Below are 15,733 nucleotides of genomic sequence, written 5' to 3' on the forward strand. Positions count from 1 at the left end.
CGTCGATGTCAACGGCTGTTGGCCTACAGTCGTGGACATGACCGACACGGCCCCCCGCACCCGCCGCTCGGACGCCACCCGGGCGGCCATCCTGCGCGCCGCCCGGGCCCGCTTCGCCGCCGACGGCTACGACCGCGCCACCATCCGGGCCATCGCCGCCGACGCCCGGATCGACCCGTCCATGGTCATGCGCTACTACGGCAGCAAGGAGGGGCTCTTCGCGGCGGCGGCCGAGTTCGACCTGCACCTGCCCGACCTGACCCGGGTGCCGCCGGAACGGCTCGGTGAGACGCTGATCCGGCACTTCGTGCGCCGCTGGGAGGCGGACGGGACGCTGGTTGCCCTGCTCCGGGCCGCCAGCACCAACCCCGGGGCGGCCGAACGGATGCGCGGCATCTTCGCCGACCAGCTCGCCACCGCCGTGGCCCGGTCCGGCGCCGACCCGGCCACCGCCGCCCGCCGGGCCGGCCTGGTGGCCAGTCAGATCCTCGGCCTCGCCCTCACCCGGTACGTCGTCCGGCTACCGCCCGTGGTCGACCTCGACCCGGAGGAGCTGGCCGTCTGGGTCGGCCCGACGATCCAGCGCTACCTGACCCAACCTTTCCCCCCGTCCCACGCGTCTGCGAGGTGACGGAGGGAGGAGCCGGATGGGGCGTGCCGCGGACGACGGGCGGGCCGACTACCTCGCGTTCGTCGAGGCCCACCAGCACCGGCTGCTGCGTGCCGCGTACCTGGTCTGCGGCAACCGGCACCAGGCCGAGGACCTGCTCCAGGAGGCGTTGCTGAAGCTGGCGCTGCGCTGGCCGTCGGTGCGCGACGGCGACCCGGCCGCGTACGTGCGGGCCATCCTCTACCGGGACGCGGTCTCCTGGTGGCGGCGCCGGCGGCGGGAACGGCTCAGCGCGTACCCGCCGGAGCGGGCGGGCGCGGACGCCGACGACGCGCTGCGGCTCTCCGTCCGCGCCGCGCTCGACCGGCTTCCGCCACGCCAGCGGGCGGTCCTGGTGCTGCGCTACTTCGAGGACCTGACCGAGACGGCCACCGCCGAGGCGCTCGGGGTCACGGTCGGCACCGTCAAGAGCCAGTGCCACGACGCGCTGCGCCGGCTCCGCCAGGTGGCGCCCGACCTCGGCGGCGCCGGCGACGGCCTGGTCACCGGGATGGAGGCGAACCCGTGAACGAACCCGACCTGACCCGGCTGCTGACCCGGGCCGCCGAGGACGTCCGGCCGACCCGGCCCGCCGCCACCGGCTGGGAACGGGCCCGCCGGGTCCGTCGCGCCCGCCGGGCCGCCGGCGCCGCCGCGCTGGCCGTCGCGCTGGTCACCGGCGGCACGGCGGCGCTCCTGCACCGCGCCGGCCCGTCCGCCCCGGCCCACCCGGTGGTACGCCCGGCCCCGAGCGCGCCGCCGGTGCAGCAGCCCCCGCTCGTACCCGGCCTGATCGCCGATCCGCTGGGCCGGCTCGGCGACCCGGTCGCCGCACCGCTCTCCGCCCGGCCGGTCGACCGCGCGCTGGCACTTCGCCAACCGGTCGATCCGAAGACCGGCGAGGCCGGCCCGGTCCGGGTGCTCGGCGACGACGGGCTGGTCCGGGAACTCGACGTGGTGACGCTCGCCCCCACCCGGGACGCCAGTGGCAACGAGGCCGCGCCGCTCAAGCCGGGCAGCCTGTCGCCGGACGGCCGGACCGCCGCGTTCGCGCAGACCGGCGAGGTGGTCGTGGTCGACCTGACCGATGCCTCCGTGCGTCGCTACCCGCTCGCCGGCTACCTGGAACACGTCGTCTGGGCCGGCGACCGGCTGCTCGTCGGCGACAACGACACCGCGTACGAGCTGGACCGGGGCAGCGGGAAAGCCCGCGAGCTGCCGGTCGACCCGTGGGGGTTGGTCGTGCCCGAGCCGGGCCGCCTCGGCGACCTGCTCGCCCTCGGCGGCGCGGAGGACGGCCTGTCCGTACGCCGCTATCCCGGCACCGGCGGCACGCCGCAGCAGCGGCCGGTGGGCACCGACGGCCTTCCGCCCGGCTACCGGCTCGACGAGGTCTACGGGCGGGGCTGGCAACGCGGCGACCGGATCGCCCAGGCGGGCTGGACCACCACCGGCAGCATGGGCGGGGCGGAGGGCGTGGCCGTGGTGGACGCCCGCACCGGGGCGGTCACCCGCCTGCTCGACCTGGGCCGCGAGGACCGGGCGAAGGCCTGCTGCGAGGTGCTCGGGTGGTCGGCCGACGGTGCGGTGCTGTTCCGCTCCGACCCCACCGGCCTGGCCCGCTGGCGACCGGAGACCGGCGAGGTCGACCTGGTGGCCCGCGACGTGACCGGGCCGGTGTCGTTGCCCGCCCGCTGACCGGCCGGCCCCCGGACGAGGGCCGGCCGGGACGCTCAGCGGGTCAGGCCGCCGGGCTGGTCGCCCTTGACCACTGGTGCCCGGACCAGGTTGCCCCACTCGGTCCAGGAGCCGTCGTAGTTGCGCACCTGCGGGAAACCGAGCAGGTGGTGCAGCACGAACCAGGTGTGGCTGGACCGCTCGCCGATCCGGCAGTAGGCCACCACGTCGTCGGACGGGCTCAACCCGAGCTGGTCGGCGTAGATCGCGCGCAGCTCGTCGGCCGACTTGAACGTGCCGTCGTCGTTCGCGGCGGACTTCCACGGCTTGCTCACCGCGCCCGGGATGTGCCCGCCACGCAGCGCGCCCTCCTGCGGATAGTCGGGCATGTGCAGCATCTCGCCGGTGTACTCACCCGGCGAACGCACGTCAACCAGCGGCCGACCGGCCGCCACGTGCGCCATCACCTGCTCCCGGTAGGCCCGGATCGGCGCGTCGTCGCGCGTCGGCACCGGATAGGTGGCACGCGGCCGGCTCACCTTCTCCCGGGTCAGCTCCCGCCCCTCGGCGGTCCACTTCTGCCGGCCGCCGTCGAGCAGCCGCACGTCGGCGTGGCCGAAGAGGGAGAAGACCCAGAGGGCGTACGCGGCCCACCAGTTGAAGTTGTCGCCGTAGAAGACCACCGTGTCGTCGCGCCCGATGCCCTTGGCCGCGCACAGCTCGGCGAAGCTCGCGGCGTCCAGGTAGTCGCGGGTGACCTGGTCGTTCAGTTCGGTGTGCCAGTCGACCTTGACGGCGCCGGGGATGTGGCCGGTGTCGTAGAGGAGCACGTCCTCGTCGGACTCGACCACCACGAGGCCCTCGTCACCCAGGTGCTCGGCCAACCACTCCGTGGTGACCAGGCGCTGCGGGTCGGCGTACGACTGGAGGCGGGGATGCGGATCGCTCGGCACAGGCATGATCCCCAAGGTACGCCGGATCAGCGGGCGGCGGCGCCGGTCAGGCGCGGCGGTGCACCAGCCGGCCGGCGACCACGGTGGCCCGGCACGAGCCGTCCGCGTCGAACACGGCCAGATCGGCCCGGCCGCCGACCACCAACGTGGCCGGTCGCGCCCCGGGCAGCACGGCCACCTCGTTGCGGACCGCGGCGGCCCGCAGCGCCGGGTCGGCGACGTGCGCGTCGAGCACCGCGGCGACGCCGAGGCGGAACAGCGCGTGCACCCGCTCACGGGGCGTCGGGGCCTCAGGCAGCGGCCCGTCGTGCACCAGCGCCGGCCCGAGCGTGCCGGCCCACCGCCGCACCCGCACCCCGGGGTACGCGTCGGTCAGCTCGCCCGGCGAGGCGACCGCCTCGACCCGGTCGCCGGCGACCAGGACCGCCAGCCCGGCGCGGGGCTCGTCGTCGAGGGTGAGCCGCAGCAGGTCGGCGGCGTGCACGGTGCGCACCGGTCAGTCGGCCTCGACCGGGCCGAGCACCGGCCGCTTGGCGGTGACGAAGTCGCCGGAGGACCGCCCGGTCAGGCGCCGCCGGATCCACGGGGCCAGGTGCTGACCGGCCCAGCGCAGGTCGGCGGCGCGCGCGGCCAGCCACGGCGTGGGCGCCGGGTGCGGCGGCACCATCAGCCACTCCTCGTCGCAGCCGACGCCGAGCGCGTCGAGCACCTGGGCGGCGACCCGCCGGTGCCCGGCCGCGGACAGGTGCAGCCGGTCGGTGCTCCACAGCATCGGGTTGAGGTAGGCCTCGTCGGCGTAGAGGTCGACCAGGATCGCGCCGTGCCGCTCGGCGACCTCGCCGACCACCTTGTTGAGCAGGGTCACCCGGGGCGCCACCAGCCGCTGGCCGGGCAGCCGGGCCATCACGTCGGCGAACCGGAACAGCACCACGTCGCTGCCGCCGCCGCGCAGCCGCCCGACCACCGCGTCGAAGCGCGGCACGAACGAGTCCGGGTCGAAGTTGCGCCGCAGCACGTCGTTGCCACCGGCCGCGAAGCTGATCAGGTCGGGTTTCATGGCCAGCGCGGACGGCACCTGCTCGGCCACGACGTTCGGGAACAGCCGGCCCCGGATGGCCAGGTTGGCGTAGCCGAAGTCCGGACCCGCCTCGGCGGCGAGCCGGGTGGCGACCAGGTCGGCCCAGCCCCGGTAGCTGCCGTCCGGATACGCGTCGTCCATGCCCTCGGTGAAGCTGTCGCCCACCGCCACAAAGCTGCGCCAGCGCACGGCGCCTCCCCCTCAGACGTCCCGGCAGAATCGCGTCGCTCAGTCTGTCACCGTCCGGGCCGGTCCCGACGCCCCTGGGGGCCGGACGTGGCGGACGTCTCGACGTCCTGTTCCCGACAGCCCGCCGACCGGACAAAACCCCCGGCACGTCCGGGCGGGGCAGAATCCGTCGGCCGGACCGGGGATGATGTTCGCCGTCATCCGGTCGGGCGAGCCGCCCGGCCGGTCCCGCGTACGGCACGAGCGAGGAACCACATGACGCAGGGGCACCCACCGGCGGCAGGTTGGCCACCGCCCGGCAACGCTCATCCCCCGGCCGGCCCGCCGCCCGTACCCGGGCCGCCGTGGGCGCAGCCACCACCACCGCCGCCACCGAAGTCCCGCCGAGGGCTCTGGATCGGGCTCGCGGCCGGCGCGCTCGCGCTGGCGGTCTGCGCCGGCACGCTGGTCGGCGTCGGGCTGGGCCTGCGCGGCGACGACGAGGAGGGCGCCGCGCCGAAGGCGGCCGCCGCGGCCAACGGCGTCACGGTCACCAACGCCGAGCTGGCCGCCCTGCTCGACCGGCACACCAGGGCGCTGGCCGACAAGGACCTGGACGGCTACCTGGCCGCGTTCGACCCGGCCCGCAAGGACCTGGTCGCCGGGCAGACGCAGCTCTTCCGCAACCTGGGCAAGCTGCCCCTGTCGGTGGCCCGCTACGAGACCGTCGAGCAGCAGGGCCGGGCCAGCGACGCGTTCGGCCAGGGTGTCACGTTCCAGCTCGACGTCTCCTTCGTGCACCAGTTCGACGGCTTCGACCTGGCCCCGGTGACCGAGTGGTACCGCTGGACGATCGTCCGCACCGGCCGGGACGCGCCGATCCGGGTCACCGCCGTCACCGGCGCGCCGGCCGCCGCCGGGGGCAGCTCGAAGACCGTCTACCACCCCGGCCCGTGGGACAAGTGGCGGGACATCCACGTCGAGCGGACGCCGCACGCCCTGATCGTCACCGACGCCACCCGCGCCGCGGAGGCGAAGCGCCTCGCCCCGGCGGCCGAGGCCGCGGTCGCCCACGACCTGGCCGTGTGGCGGTCCGGCGGGCTGCCCGGCCCGGTGCCGAAGGGCTTCGTCCTCGCGCTGGCCAAGGGCAAGGACGAGCTGACCTCGCTCTACCGGGTCGGCAAGGAAAAAGCCACCGAGGCGGGGTTCTCCCTCGGCCTGGTGGCGGCCGAGCGCACGGACGGGAAGTTCACCATCGGCGGCACCCGCGTGGTCGTCGACACCGGCGAGGACTACTTCACCCGCTCCGGCGGCGGCAACGACGCCGGCATGGTCTTCCGGCACGAGGTGGCGCACTCGCTGATGACCCCCCGGACCGACCTGGCCGAGGTGGACGCGTTCGACCGGCTCGACGAGTGGGTGGTCGAGGGCTTCGCCGAGTACGTCGCCTTCCACGGCCGCCCGCTGGGCGCGAGCGAGCGCACGGCGGCGGCCCGGCGGCTCGTCCGGGACGGGTGGAACGGCACGCTGCCGGGCAACGGCGAGTGGGACGCCCCGGGCCGGGTCAGCTTCCACTACTGGCTCGGGCACGCGGCGATGAACCACCTGGCCGATAAGTACGGCGAGGCGAAGCTGTTCCGCTTCGTCGACGCCGTCTACGCCGGCACCCCGACCGACCGCGCCGCCCGGGACGTCCTGGGCGTGTCACTCGACGAGTTCCAGGCCGGTTGGGCCTCCTACGTCCGCGCCCAGGCGCGCTGAGCCGGATCGGAGACGACGGATGACGTACCAGCACCAGCACCAGCAGCCGCCGCACGCGTACCCGTCGGCGGGCTGGCCCGGCCCGGCCGGTCCGCCGCCCGCGGCGCCGAAGCGGCGCGGGCGTCTGGCGCTGCTCCTGGCCGGCGGGCTGGTGGCCGTGCTGGCGGTCGCCGCCGGCACCGCCTACGGCGTGTCCCGTCTGGTCGACGGCGACGACGACGGGCGGGAGCTGCGCACCGCCTGGGTGCTCGACTTCCCCGAACGGCAGCGCAACGGCCTGAAGACGTTCGACGGGCAGGACATGTTCGGCGCCTGGCTGATCGGCGACGCGGTGGCGCGCGCCCAGCCCGACGGGATCATCGCCTACCGGTTGACCGACGGCGGGCAGGCGTGGGGCGTTCCGGCGCCGCCGGGCAGCTCGCTCTGCGGCGCCGCCCAGACGCTGGCCGAGGGGCGCGGCGTGGTGGCCCTCGGCTCCGCCGACTCCTGCGACACGCTGGTCGGCTTCGACGCCGCCGCCGGCACCCGGACCTGGCAGGTGACGTTCCCGGCCGAGCGCCTGAAGGGCCGGGGCATGCTCACCGCGCCGGACCTGTCGGTGGCCGGCGGGCAGGTGGTCGTCCGTTCCGACCAGCGCGTCCTCGGCTACTCGCTGGCCGACGGCAAGCGGCTCTGGCAGACCGACGCCGACCGGCTGCTGCCCGGCCGGGACTGCCGGGTCACCGACGCGCAGGCCGCCGGCACGCAGGCCGTGGTGACCGCCCGCTGCGACGGCGTCCGGGGCGCGCTGCTCGGCCTGGACCCGGCCACCGGCGCGGTGCGCTGGCGGCAGCAGTTGCCCGACGCGCAGCAGAGCGACGGCGTGCTCAGCGTCGACCCGCTGGTCAGCCTGCCCGGCCTGGAGGGCCGGACGTTCGTCGCGCGCGACGCCGCCGGGAAGGCGCGGGCCACGTTCGGCAACCCCGTCGGCGGTACGCGCTTCAGCGACCTGCCGGTCAACCGCTCGAACACCGTGGAGGGTCCGGCGGTCCGGCCCTACCTGGCCGACGCCGACACGCTCTACCTGCCCACCGAGGCGGCCAACGTGCCGGGCAGGATGCGCCAGGCCAACCAGGTGGTGGCGATCGACCTGGCCACCGGGGAGCGGCGCTGGGTCTCGACCGGGCACACCGACAGCGAGGTGGAGCTGATCCGCCTCGACGAGCAGGGGGTGCTCGCCTGGGAGGTCGGCGACCACCGGGACCTCGCCCCGCGGCTGGTCCGGATCGACCCGGCGACCGGGAAGGCGGCGGTGCTCGCCGAGGGGCCCCGGTCGGCCGGCACCGAGGGCAGCGACGCGAAGGTCCTGGAGCGGGACGGGACGGTGGTGCTGGTGCCGTGGAAGCACGTCAGCGCGGACGCGGCGGTCACCGTCCTGCGCTGACCGTTGTGCGGGTGGGCCACCCGACGGTGGCCCACCCGGGACGCGTCGTCTCAGCCGAGCGCGCTGACGATCTGCATCTCCCGCAGACCGGAGGGCTCCGCCCGCTCCGCGATCTTGTTGCCTGCGGCGTCCACGAGGACCACCGCGTAGCGGTCACCGTCGCGGACCCGGACCACCATGGATCCGTCGGGCTGGAAGAAGACCTGCCGCAGCTGGCGTCCCCCCAGCGGCAGCGCCAGTTCCTTCCCGCTCCGGGTGTCGAGCACGGCGTTGACCACTAGGTCCCGCGCCGCGTCGCCGTACGTGCCGCTCCGGTCGATCCGGTACAGAGCGATCCGCCGGCCGTCCGGGGAGAGGCTGGACAGGTCGAAGCAGACGTACCGGCTGCCCTTGACGCCCAGGCCCGGCACCGTCCGTCGCGTCCTGCCGCTGCGGTCGGTGAGGACGACGGTCCCGTCGGAACCGTCGGCGAACGCCAGCGTGCCGTCCGCCGCGAACACGGCGTGACAGCCGTCGAGGCCCGTCACCTTCGTGAACGTCCCGGAGGAGATGTCGAGCAGGCCGGTGTCGGAGTAGCCGCCGCGGTCGGCGGCCAGACGCACGGCGAGTTGTCGTGAGTTCGGCAACCAGACGGGCGACCAGCAGATGTCGTCGACTCCGTCCCTGAGCTTGCGCCGCCCCGACCCGTCCAGCGCCGAAACCCACACCGCGCCGGTCTCCTCGACCCAGGCCACCCGCTGCCCGTCCGGTGCCACGGCGACGTTGAGCTGCGCCGGCCGGTACGGGATACCGAGCAGGCGGACGGGGTCACCGCCCGGTCGCCAGGACTGCAGCCGGACGGTGCTCGTCGACGACGGCGCGTTCGCCAGTTCGGACGGGGCGTAGACGAGCCGGCCGATCGTTCCGTCGACGCCGGGTCCGCCGCCGGTGGTGTCGTCGGGTGCGGTCGAGGGCGTACGGGACGGCTCGACCGGCGCGGTCGGGGTGGGCTCGACCGGCGGGGCGGTGCTGGTCACCGACGGCCCGGCCGGCGCGGGCGCCTGACCGTTCGGCCGGATCGCCAGCGCCGTGCCGGTCGCGACGGCCAGCACCGCCAGCGCGGCGGCCGAGGTGACGACGACCCGCTGGATACCGAGCCGTCGGGAGGTACGCAGGGCCCGGTCCCGCAGGTCGACCGGGGTGACTTCGTCGGCCAGGTCGGCCAGGTCGAGGCGCAGGCGGTCCTGGTTCATCGGGTGGTTCCTTCCGTGGCGTACAGGTCGGCGAGTTCCGGCGCGACGTTGCGCAGCTTGGCCAACGCCTTGGAGGTCTGGCTCTTGACCGTGCCGACGGTCACGCCGAGCAGGTCGGCGGCCTCGGCCTCGGTGCGGTCCTCGAAGAACCGCAGCACCAGCACCGCCCGCTGCTTGGCGGAGAGCCGGGCCAGCGCGGCCCGGAGGGTGAGCCGCAGCGTGATCTGGCGGGCGTGGTCGAGGGCCGAGTCGCCTCCGCGTGGCTCGGGCAGGTCGCCCGGCATCGACTCGACCACCCGGCGGCGGCGCCACCACGAGACCTGGAGGTGATACATGATCTTCCGGGTGTACGCCTCGGCGTTGCCGCTGTCGTGCAGCCGGCTCCACGAGCGGTGGGTGCGGGCCAGGGCCGACTGCACGAGGTCCTCGGCGAGGTGCTGGTCACCGGTCAGCAGGTAGGCCGAACGCAGGAGCGCCGGCGTTCGGGTGCGCACGAACGAGTCGAACTCACTCAGGAGAGGGTCCACACGAGCCGGTCCTTCGGGTCAGGTGGTGCGTCGGCGGGGATGCCCTTCCAGACGTCGCCCCGTCGCGGAATGGTTGCCGGCGGGCCGGTCGTCTTTCCACGACTTCGCGCTCAGCAGTCGAACACCGACCAGCAGATGTCGTTGCGCAACCGCTGGTCGTCCAGCACCAGTTCGCGGATCGCCGCCGGCAACCGGTCGCGCTGCCACCGGCACTCGGCCCGCCCCGCCGCCACGCTCCGGTCGGCCGGCGCCGCCGCCCGTACCGCCTTGATCGCGTACGCGGCCGCGCCGAGTTCGTGCGCCGCGACGTGGGCGACCACGGCGGCCTGGCCGGCGGCGTACGCGGCATGGCGCGCCGCCCCGCGCAGCGGCCGGGCCGCGCCCATCGCGTGCCCGCCGGCGGTGCGCGAGGACGTCATCGTCACCTCACCCCGCGTCCAGGCTCGGACCCGCTCGATCGCCTCGCGCGGACGCGGGTCCTCGGGCTGCGCCGCCTCGAAGAGGGGAAGCACGTGCTCCGCGCACACGGCGGCCCACAGGGCGAGGAGGTGGTGGTCGGCGTCGGTGAGGGTCCCGCCCCGACGGATGGTGGTGAAGCGGGGGTCCCGCACCTTCGGGAGGATCACGACCGGCGCTCCGATCCGGTGGACGGCGTGCCCCGCAGCGCCGTGTCCAGGGCGTTCATCAGCCGGGCGACCCGGCTGCCGCCACCGGTCGTGGGCGGGTACCGGTGGAGCACGTCGACGAGCGTCGGCGTGGCCCACCGCCGGGACCGTTCCAGGAGCGCCTCGCCGACCGCCGGGGCGTCGCCCGCCGCCAGCTCGCCCACGCGTGCGGCGCTCGCGGCGGCGCGCAGGATGTGGCCGACCTGGGTGGCCCGGGCGATGGGGTGCAGGTACGCGGCCGACGCGGCGTCCCCGGCGCACCGTGCGGCCAGGCGCGCGGCCTCGGACGGCGCGGACCGGGCGGCCCGGTGCGCGTCGACGGAGGTGACCCGTTGCCGATTGGTCCGGTCGGCGCCGTCGACGAACGCGCGGGCGGCCTCGATCGCCGCGCGGGGCCGCGGGTCGCCGGGTACGGCCCGTTCGTAGACCGGCAGGACGTCTTCCGCGTGCCGGGCCACGTAGCGGGTCACCTCGCGCAGCTCGTCCATGGTCAGGGCGAAGTCTCCGGTGGTCATGCCCTTGAATCGTATCGTTGAACTTCCGGTGGAGACTTCACGCCACCTCGGCGCACGAGGGTGCCGGAAAGCCTCAACCGGTGGTCATTCCCGGATGCCACGCCGGTACGGCCCCCAGCCGATGAACCGCTCGAACAGCTCGCGCGGGGTGGGCCCGTCGTGCGGGTTGAGCCGGAACAGGTCGTGGGTGGCCTCGTGGTAGAGCCCGGACAGGTAGACGGCCAGGTCGACGGGGTGGTCGGCGTACTCGACCTTGAGCAGCAGGCGTGCCTGCGCGCAGGGCCACGGCGCGCCGCACGCCCGGCACAGCCAGAGGGGCCGGATCGGCAGGTGCGCCGGGTGGTCCGGCGGGTAGGGGCGGGGCCGGTCCGGGTGCGGCCCGAGCCGGGGTACGGGAAGGATCATGCGTGACAGTCTGCTGAGGACACCACTACGCTCGGAAGTCGTCGGCGTCGGCCCGGGGAGGGGTCGGGAAACCGGCGGGTGACCGAGGAGGACGGGTGGAGAACGAGCCGACCGCCGAGCTGATCCGCACGCAACTGCGGCGGCTGCGACTCAAGGCCGAACTGAGCCAGGAGGAGTTCGGGAGGCTGGTGCACTTCTCCAACTCGCAGGTGTCGGCGGTGGAGCTGGGCCAGCGGCCGCTGGACCGGTTCTTCCTGAAGCGGGCCGACGAGGTGCTGGGCACCGGTGGGCTGCTCACGTCGCTGCTCAAGCTCGCCGAGCGGGACGGCCAGCCGAGCTGGTTCCGCCCCTGGCTCGAAGCCGAACGCCAGGCCCAGCAGCTGCGCTGTTACCAGCCCAGCCTGATCCCCGGCCTGTTGCAGACCGAGAACTATGCCCGCTCCATGATCCGCACGGACGACATGCTGGACAGCGAGGAGGCCGACCGTCGGTTGGCGGTCCGACTGGACCGGCAGTCCGTGCTCACCCGCCCCGATCCACCCAAATTCGTCGCGGTGATCGAGGAGGCCGTGCTGCGACGTGCGGACGAGTCATTCCGTGGGGTGATGGGTCAACAGGTGGCCCATCTGATCGAGGCGAGCGAGCTGCCACACGTCGCCGTTCACGTCATACCGGTCGACGTCAGTCTGCACATCGGACTGACCGGACCGTTCACGCTAGCCCGCGGCGGCGACGGTGGCTGGGTCGGCTATCTGGAGAACCAGCTCGGCGGAACGGTGATCGACAACGATGAGGACGTGGCTATCCTGCTGTCCAGGTGGGAGAGCGTCCGCAGCGAGGCGCTGTCCCGCCGCCAGTCGATCGAGCTGATGAAGGAAGTGGTCGAGTCATGGAGCTGATCGGCGCTGTCTGGCGTACCTCGACGCGGAGCGGGCAGAGCGAGTGCGTCGAGGTGGCGGACAATCTTGTCGGGGTGGTCGGCGTGCGCGACAGCAAGGACCCGACCGGTCCCGTCCTCACCTTCAGTCCGGCCGCCTGGCGCGCCTTCGTCCGGGTCAGCGGGGGCCGCGCGTCGCGCTGATCAGCACCGTGTGCTTGCGTACCCGGAAGGTGCCCTCGGCCTCGATCCGGGCGCGGACCCGGTCCCGGACGGCCGACTCCTGCGCGGCGGTGAGCGGCCCGACCATGCTGGCGAGGTAGGCGAGGACCGGCTCGACGGTGGGCACCGCCAGCTCGTCCGGGTAGCGCTCGACCGTCACGTCGCCCAGGTGGGCGGCGATCCGGGCCGGTGCCTCCTCGGCGGTGGTGCCGTCCTGGTGAAATCCGGCGGCCACCTGGGCACGGCCGACCGCCGGCCCGAGCGTGTCCAGCTCGGCGAGGTGGTCGCGACCGTTCAGCGCCATGGCCAGCCGACCGCCCGGGCGCAGCACCCGGGCGAACTCGCGCAGCGCGGCGTCGGGGTCGTCGAGGTGGTAGAGCATGTGGTTGGCGATCACCGCGTCGAAGGCGGCGTCGGCGTAGGGCAGGCGGGTGGCGTCGCAGCGCTGCACCCGGGCCCCGGGCACCTCGCGCAGCCGCGCGCACATCGCGGGTGAGAAGTCGGTCAGCGTGAGCCGCAGCCCGGCCGCGGGGCGCTCCACCCGCCGCCACAGCTCGCCCGTGCCGGCGCCCACCTCCAGCACGTCCCCGGCCAGCGGCAACCGCTCGCCGAGCCAGGAGTACCAGTCCTGCGGGTTCGTCCCGTACCCGTGCAGCGCGATGCGCGCGGTGAGGTTGTCGGTCGTCGTCGCGTACTGGCTCACGGCGCGAGCCGACGGTGTGGTGGTCACCCGTCGACGGTAGGACAGAACCTCGGTATTCAGCGTTGCTATCTAGCGGTACCTAGTGTTACTTTCTACTGGTAGTCAGCGTCACTTGGTAGCGAGGGGATGACGACGTGGGCAACCAGATGACCGAAATGCTCAAGGGCACGCTCGAAGGCATCGTGCTGGCGATCCTGGCCCGCCGGTCCGCGTACGGCTACGAGATCACCGCGTGGCTGCGCGACCGCGGATTCTCGGACATCGCGGAAGGCACGATCTACGCGCTGCTCGTCCGCGTCGAGCAACGCGGCTTCGTGGACGTGGAGAAGGTTCCCTCCGAGAAGGGGCCCCCGCGGAAGGTCTACTCGCTCAACGCGAAGGGGCGGGAGCAACTCGCCGAGTTCTGGGGGACGTGGAGCGTCCTCACGGAGCGCATCGAGCAACTTCGCGACACCGACAACGCACACGACGAAGGAGCATGACCATGGCCGCGAAGTGGATCGAGACGCTCGTCGGATCGCTCGACCAGAAGAAGCAGTACAAGCAGCACATGGCCCGCATGGAGGCCCTGCCGGAGCCGCACCGCGGCGCGGCCAAGGCCCTGCAGCGGTACTTCATGTACCAGGGCGGGATCGTCGACGGGAACACGCTCATCACGATGCTCGGCGACTTCGTCGACCTCTGGGAGCGTGCGGCGGCCGACGGCACGCCGGTCCGCGCGATCGTCGGCGACGACCCGGTCGAGTTCGCCGAGACGTTCCTGCGGGCGTACTCGGGCCGGCAGTGGATCGACAAGGAGCGCGAGCGACTCCGGACGGCGATCGACGCCGCCGCCGGCGACACCAGCGAGGAGAAGGACGCATGACCACCGGAACGCGCGAACCCGCGATCAGCGTGCGGGGCGTCACCAAGTCCTACAAGGACCTGCACGTGCTGCGGGGCGTCGACTTCGACGTGGCGGCGGGGAGCATCTTCGCCCTGCTCGGCTCGAACGGCGCCGGGAAGACCACGCTGGTACGGATCCTCTCGACGCTGCTCAAGGCGGACGGCGGCACCGCGACCGTGCACGGCTTCGACGTCGCCTCGGCACCGCGCGAGGTCCGCGAGTCGATCAGCCTGACCGGCCAGTTCGCCGCCGTCGACGAGGTGCTCACCGGCCGGGAGAACCTGGTCCTGGTCGCGAAGCTCCGTCACCTGAAGAACCCCGGTGCGGTCGCCGACGACATGCTCGCCCGTTTCTCGCTCACCGACGCCGGGAACCGCCGGGCGGGGACGTACTCGGGCGGCATGCGCCGGCGGCTCGACATCGCGATGAGCCTCGTCGGCAACCCGCCGGTCGTGTTCCTCGACGAGCCGACCACCGGCCTCGACCCGCAGGCCCGCATCGAGGTCTGGCGGACCGTGCGGCAGCTCGCCGAGGACGGCACCACCATCCTGCTGACCACTCAATACCTGGACGAGGCCGAACACCTCGCCAACCGGATCGCGATCCTGCACGAGGGCACGATCATCCAGAACGGCACGCTCACCGAGCTGAAGCAGCTCATTCCGAGCGCCCGGGTCGAATACGTCGAGAAGCAGCCGACCCTCGAGGACGTCTTCCTCGCCCTCGTCGGCCACAGCGGAGGGGAATCCCGATGACCACCCACGTCCTCAGTGACACCGGAACCCTCACCGGCCGCTCTCTGCGGCACATCCTCCGCAGCCCGGACACCATCATCACCACGGCGGTCACCCCCGTCGCGCTGATGCTGCTCTTCGTGTACGTGCTGGGCGGTGCCATAGACATCGGATCCGGCGGTTCCTACATCAACTACATGCTGCCGGGCATCCTCCTCATCACGATCGCCTCCGGCATCGCCTACACGGCGTACCGCCTGTTCCTGGACATGCAGGGCGGCATCTTCGAGCGCTTCCAGTCGATGCCGATCCCCCGACCGTCCGTGCTGTGGGCGCACGTCCTGACCTCGCTCGTCGCCAACCTGGCCTCGCTGGTGATCGTCACCGGCGTCGCGCTGGCCATGGGGTTCCGCACCGGGGCGTCCGTGCTCGACTGGCTCGCCGTCGCCGGCATCCTGATCCTGTTCACCCTCGCGCTCACCTGGATCGCCGTCATCGCGGGCCTGTCCGCCAAGACCGTCGACGGCGCGAGCGCGTTCAGCTACCCGCTGATCTTCCTGCCGTTCATCAGCTCGGCGTTCGTCCCCACCGACTCGATGCCCGGCCCGGTCGCGTGGTTCGCCGAGAACCAACCGGTGACGTCGATCGTGAACACCCTCCGCGCGCTGTTCGCGGAGCAGCCCGTCGGCAACGACATCTGGATCGCCCTCGCCTGGTGCGCCGGCCTGCTCGTCGCCGCCTACGCCGCCGCGACCGCGATCTACCGGAAAAAGGTCAGCTGACCAGTCGTACGGGAGGCAGCGCCGCATCCGTGGATGCGGCGCTGCACCCGTCACCGCTCAGAGGTAGAGGCAGAACGGGTGCCCGGCCGGATCGAGATGCACGCGCACGTCGTCCTGCGGCTGGAAGTCCGGCACGGTCGCGCCGAGCGACACCGCGTACGCCGATGCCGCGTCGAGGTCGTCGACCTTGATGTCCAGGTGCAGCATCATCGGCGGGTCACCCGGCCCGGCCGGCCAGACCGGACGCACGTACGCCGGCTCGTCCTGGAAGGCGAGGCCGGCGCCACCGCCCGACGGAGTGAGGACGACCCATTCCGGCTCGTCCTCACTCCGAGGCCAGCCGAGCAGCCGCTCGTAGAAGGCGGCGAGGTCCTGGGCGGACGGTGCGTCGAGCACCGTGGTGGTCAACGAGAACCGGGGGCGCTGTTGCATGTGGCCTTCCTACCCCGGCGGTACGACGGTCATCGGAACCGGAA

21 protein-coding genes are annotated in these 15,733 nt (G+C 73.5%); 11 read left to right on the forward strand and 10 right to left on the reverse strand.

Annotated features, from left to right (window positions below; genetic code table 11):
• Positions 1–31 precede the first annotated feature (31 nt).
• The 3 genes from CO540_RS19605 to CO540_RS19615 are packed head-to-tail and all read left to right on the forward strand — an operon-like array spanning position 32 to position 2,347.
• Positions 32–631, forward strand: a complete 600-nt coding sequence (locus tag CO540_RS19605; RefSeq protein ID WP_099163157.1) for a TetR family transcriptional regulator — start codon at positions 32–34, stop codon at positions 629–631.
• Between the two features lie 16 nt (positions 632–647).
• Positions 648–1,178, forward strand: coding sequence for a SigE family RNA polymerase sigma factor (locus tag CO540_RS19610; RefSeq protein ID WP_099163158.1), 531 nt, complete (start codon positions 648–650; stop codon positions 1,176–1,178).
• Complete coding sequence (locus CO540_RS19615) at positions 1,175–2,347, forward strand: hypothetical protein (RefSeq protein ID WP_099163159.1); 1,173 nt, start codon at positions 1,175–1,177, stop codon at positions 2,345–2,347. The genes CO540_RS19610 and CO540_RS19615 overlap by 4 nt, the downstream gene beginning before the upstream one ends.
• A gap of 35 nt (positions 2,348–2,382) precedes the next feature.
• Here the strand turns inward: CO540_RS19615 and CO540_RS19620 are convergent, their stop codons facing one another.
• From CO540_RS19620 to CO540_RS19630, 3 genes are read right to left on the reverse strand one after another with little or no spacing between them, the layout of a single operon-like run.
• On the reverse strand, positions 2,383–3,285 hold the full coding sequence (locus CO540_RS19620) for a sulfurtransferase (RefSeq protein ID WP_098744219.1): 903 nt from the start codon (positions 3,283–3,285) through the stop codon (positions 2,383–2,385).
• A gap of 40 nt (positions 3,286–3,325) precedes the next feature.
• The gene (locus CO540_RS19625) at positions 3,326–3,772 is read right to left on the reverse strand and encodes a hypothetical protein (RefSeq protein ID WP_099163160.1); all 447 of its coding nucleotides are present in this window, start codon (positions 3,770–3,772) and stop codon (positions 3,326–3,328) included.
• A 3-nt stretch (positions 3,773–3,775) separates the two neighbouring features.
• On the reverse strand, positions 3,776–4,546 hold the full coding sequence (locus CO540_RS19630) for an SGNH/GDSL hydrolase family protein (RefSeq protein ID WP_099163161.1): 771 nt from the start codon (positions 4,544–4,546) through the stop codon (positions 3,776–3,778).
• Between the two features lie 255 nt (positions 4,547–4,801).
• On the opposite strand from CO540_RS19630, the gene CO540_RS19635 reads away from it, so the two are divergent.
• On the forward strand, positions 4,802–6,286 hold the full coding sequence (locus tag CO540_RS19635; protein WP_099163162.1) for a hypothetical protein: 1,485 nt from the start codon (positions 4,802–4,804) through the stop codon (positions 6,284–6,286).
• Positions 6,287–6,305: 19 nt separating this feature from the next.
• Complete coding sequence (locus CO540_RS31210; protein ID WP_099163163.1) at positions 6,306–7,709, forward strand: PQQ-like beta-propeller repeat protein; 1,404 nt, start codon at positions 6,306–6,308, stop codon at positions 7,707–7,709.
• A gap of 50 nt (positions 7,710–7,759) precedes the next feature.
• Here CO540_RS31210 and CO540_RS30615 read toward each other — a convergent pair whose 3' ends face one another.
• The 5 genes from CO540_RS30615 to CO540_RS19665 all read right to left on the reverse strand — a co-directional run bounded on the left by CO540_RS30615 (position 7,760) and on the right by CO540_RS19665 (position 11,053).
• The gene (locus CO540_RS30615) at positions 7,760–8,941 is read right to left on the reverse strand and encodes a hypothetical protein (RefSeq protein ID WP_216642290.1); all 1,182 of its coding nucleotides are present in this window, start codon (positions 8,939–8,941) and stop codon (positions 7,760–7,762) included.
• Positions 8,938–9,468 carry a SigE family RNA polymerase sigma factor gene (locus CO540_RS19650; protein ID WP_099163164.1) on the reverse strand — a complete coding sequence of 177 codons (531 nt, stop codon included), beginning with the start codon at positions 9,466–9,468 and terminating at the stop codon, positions 8,938–8,940. Before CO540_RS19650 ends, CO540_RS30615 begins: the two co-directional genes overlap by 4 nt.
• 110 nt (positions 9,469–9,578) lie before the next feature.
• Entirely contained in the window at positions 9,579–10,094 is a 516-nt protein-coding gene (locus CO540_RS19655; RefSeq protein ID WP_099163165.1) for a putative immunity protein, read from the reverse strand.
• Positions 10,091–10,648 (reverse strand): putative immunity protein, encoded by a 558-nt coding sequence (locus CO540_RS19660; protein WP_172967884.1) that lies wholly within the window; start codon positions 10,646–10,648, stop codon positions 10,091–10,093. The genes CO540_RS19655 and CO540_RS19660 overlap by 4 nt, the downstream gene beginning before the upstream one ends.
• Before the next feature lie 84 nt (positions 10,649–10,732).
• Positions 10,733–11,053 carry a hypothetical protein gene (locus CO540_RS19665; protein WP_099163166.1) on the reverse strand — a complete coding sequence of 107 codons (321 nt, stop codon included), beginning with the start codon at positions 11,051–11,053 and terminating at the stop codon, positions 10,733–10,735.
• Between the two features lie 95 nt (positions 11,054–11,148).
• On the opposite strand from CO540_RS19665, the gene CO540_RS19670 reads away from it, so the two are divergent.
• Both CO540_RS19670 and CO540_RS19675 read left to right on the forward strand, forming a co-directional pair.
• Entirely contained in the window at positions 11,149–11,952 is an 804-nt protein-coding gene (locus CO540_RS19670; protein ID WP_099163167.1) for a helix-turn-helix transcriptional regulator, read from the forward strand.
• The gene (locus tag CO540_RS19675; RefSeq protein WP_091566227.1) at positions 11,943–12,134 is read left to right on the forward strand and encodes a DUF397 domain-containing protein; all 192 of its coding nucleotides are present in this window, start codon (positions 11,943–11,945) and stop codon (positions 12,132–12,134) included. Before CO540_RS19670 ends, CO540_RS19675 begins: the two co-directional genes overlap by 10 nt.
• On the opposite strand, the gene CO540_RS19680 is transcribed toward CO540_RS19675, so the two are convergent.
• Positions 12,109–12,882: a class I SAM-dependent methyltransferase gene (locus CO540_RS19680; protein WP_099163168.1), complete on the reverse strand. Its 774-nt coding sequence runs from the start codon at positions 12,880–12,882 to the stop codon at positions 12,109–12,111. The two genes, CO540_RS19675 and CO540_RS19680, sit on opposite strands and share 26 nt — an antisense overlap.
• Before the next feature lie 107 nt (positions 12,883–12,989).
• Between CO540_RS19680 and CO540_RS19685 the strand changes: the two genes are divergently transcribed.
• From CO540_RS19685 to CO540_RS19700, 4 genes are read left to right on the forward strand one after another with little or no spacing between them, the layout of a single operon-like run.
• Entirely contained in the window at positions 12,990–13,337 is a 348-nt protein-coding gene (locus CO540_RS19685; RefSeq protein ID WP_099163169.1) for a PadR family transcriptional regulator, read from the forward strand.
• 2 nt (positions 13,338–13,339) lie between these two features.
• The gene (locus CO540_RS19690) at positions 13,340–13,720 is read left to right on the forward strand and encodes a DUF1048 domain-containing protein (RefSeq protein ID WP_099163170.1); all 381 of its coding nucleotides are present in this window, start codon (positions 13,340–13,342) and stop codon (positions 13,718–13,720) included.
• Positions 13,717–14,496: an ABC transporter ATP-binding protein gene (locus tag CO540_RS19695; RefSeq protein WP_099163171.1), complete on the forward strand. Its 780-nt coding sequence runs from the start codon at positions 13,717–13,719 to the stop codon at positions 14,494–14,496. The genes CO540_RS19690 and CO540_RS19695 overlap by 4 nt, the downstream gene beginning before the upstream one ends.
• Entirely contained in the window at positions 14,493–15,257 is a 765-nt protein-coding gene (locus CO540_RS19700; protein WP_099163172.1) for an ABC transporter permease, read from the forward strand. The genes CO540_RS19695 and CO540_RS19700 overlap by 4 nt, the downstream gene beginning before the upstream one ends.
• A gap of 57 nt (positions 15,258–15,314) precedes the next feature.
• Here the strand turns inward: CO540_RS19700 and CO540_RS19705 are convergent, their stop codons facing one another.
• Positions 15,315–15,689 carry a VOC family protein gene (locus tag CO540_RS19705; protein WP_099163173.1) on the reverse strand — a complete coding sequence of 125 codons (375 nt, stop codon included), beginning with the start codon at positions 15,687–15,689 and terminating at the stop codon, positions 15,315–15,317.
• Positions 15,690–15,733 lie beyond the last annotated feature (44 nt).

The organism is Micromonospora sp. WMMA2032 (genome assembly GCF_002688545.1).
GTDB classification, from domain to species: Bacteria; Actinomycetota; Actinomycetes; order Mycobacteriales; family Micromonosporaceae; genus Micromonospora; species Micromonospora sediminicola.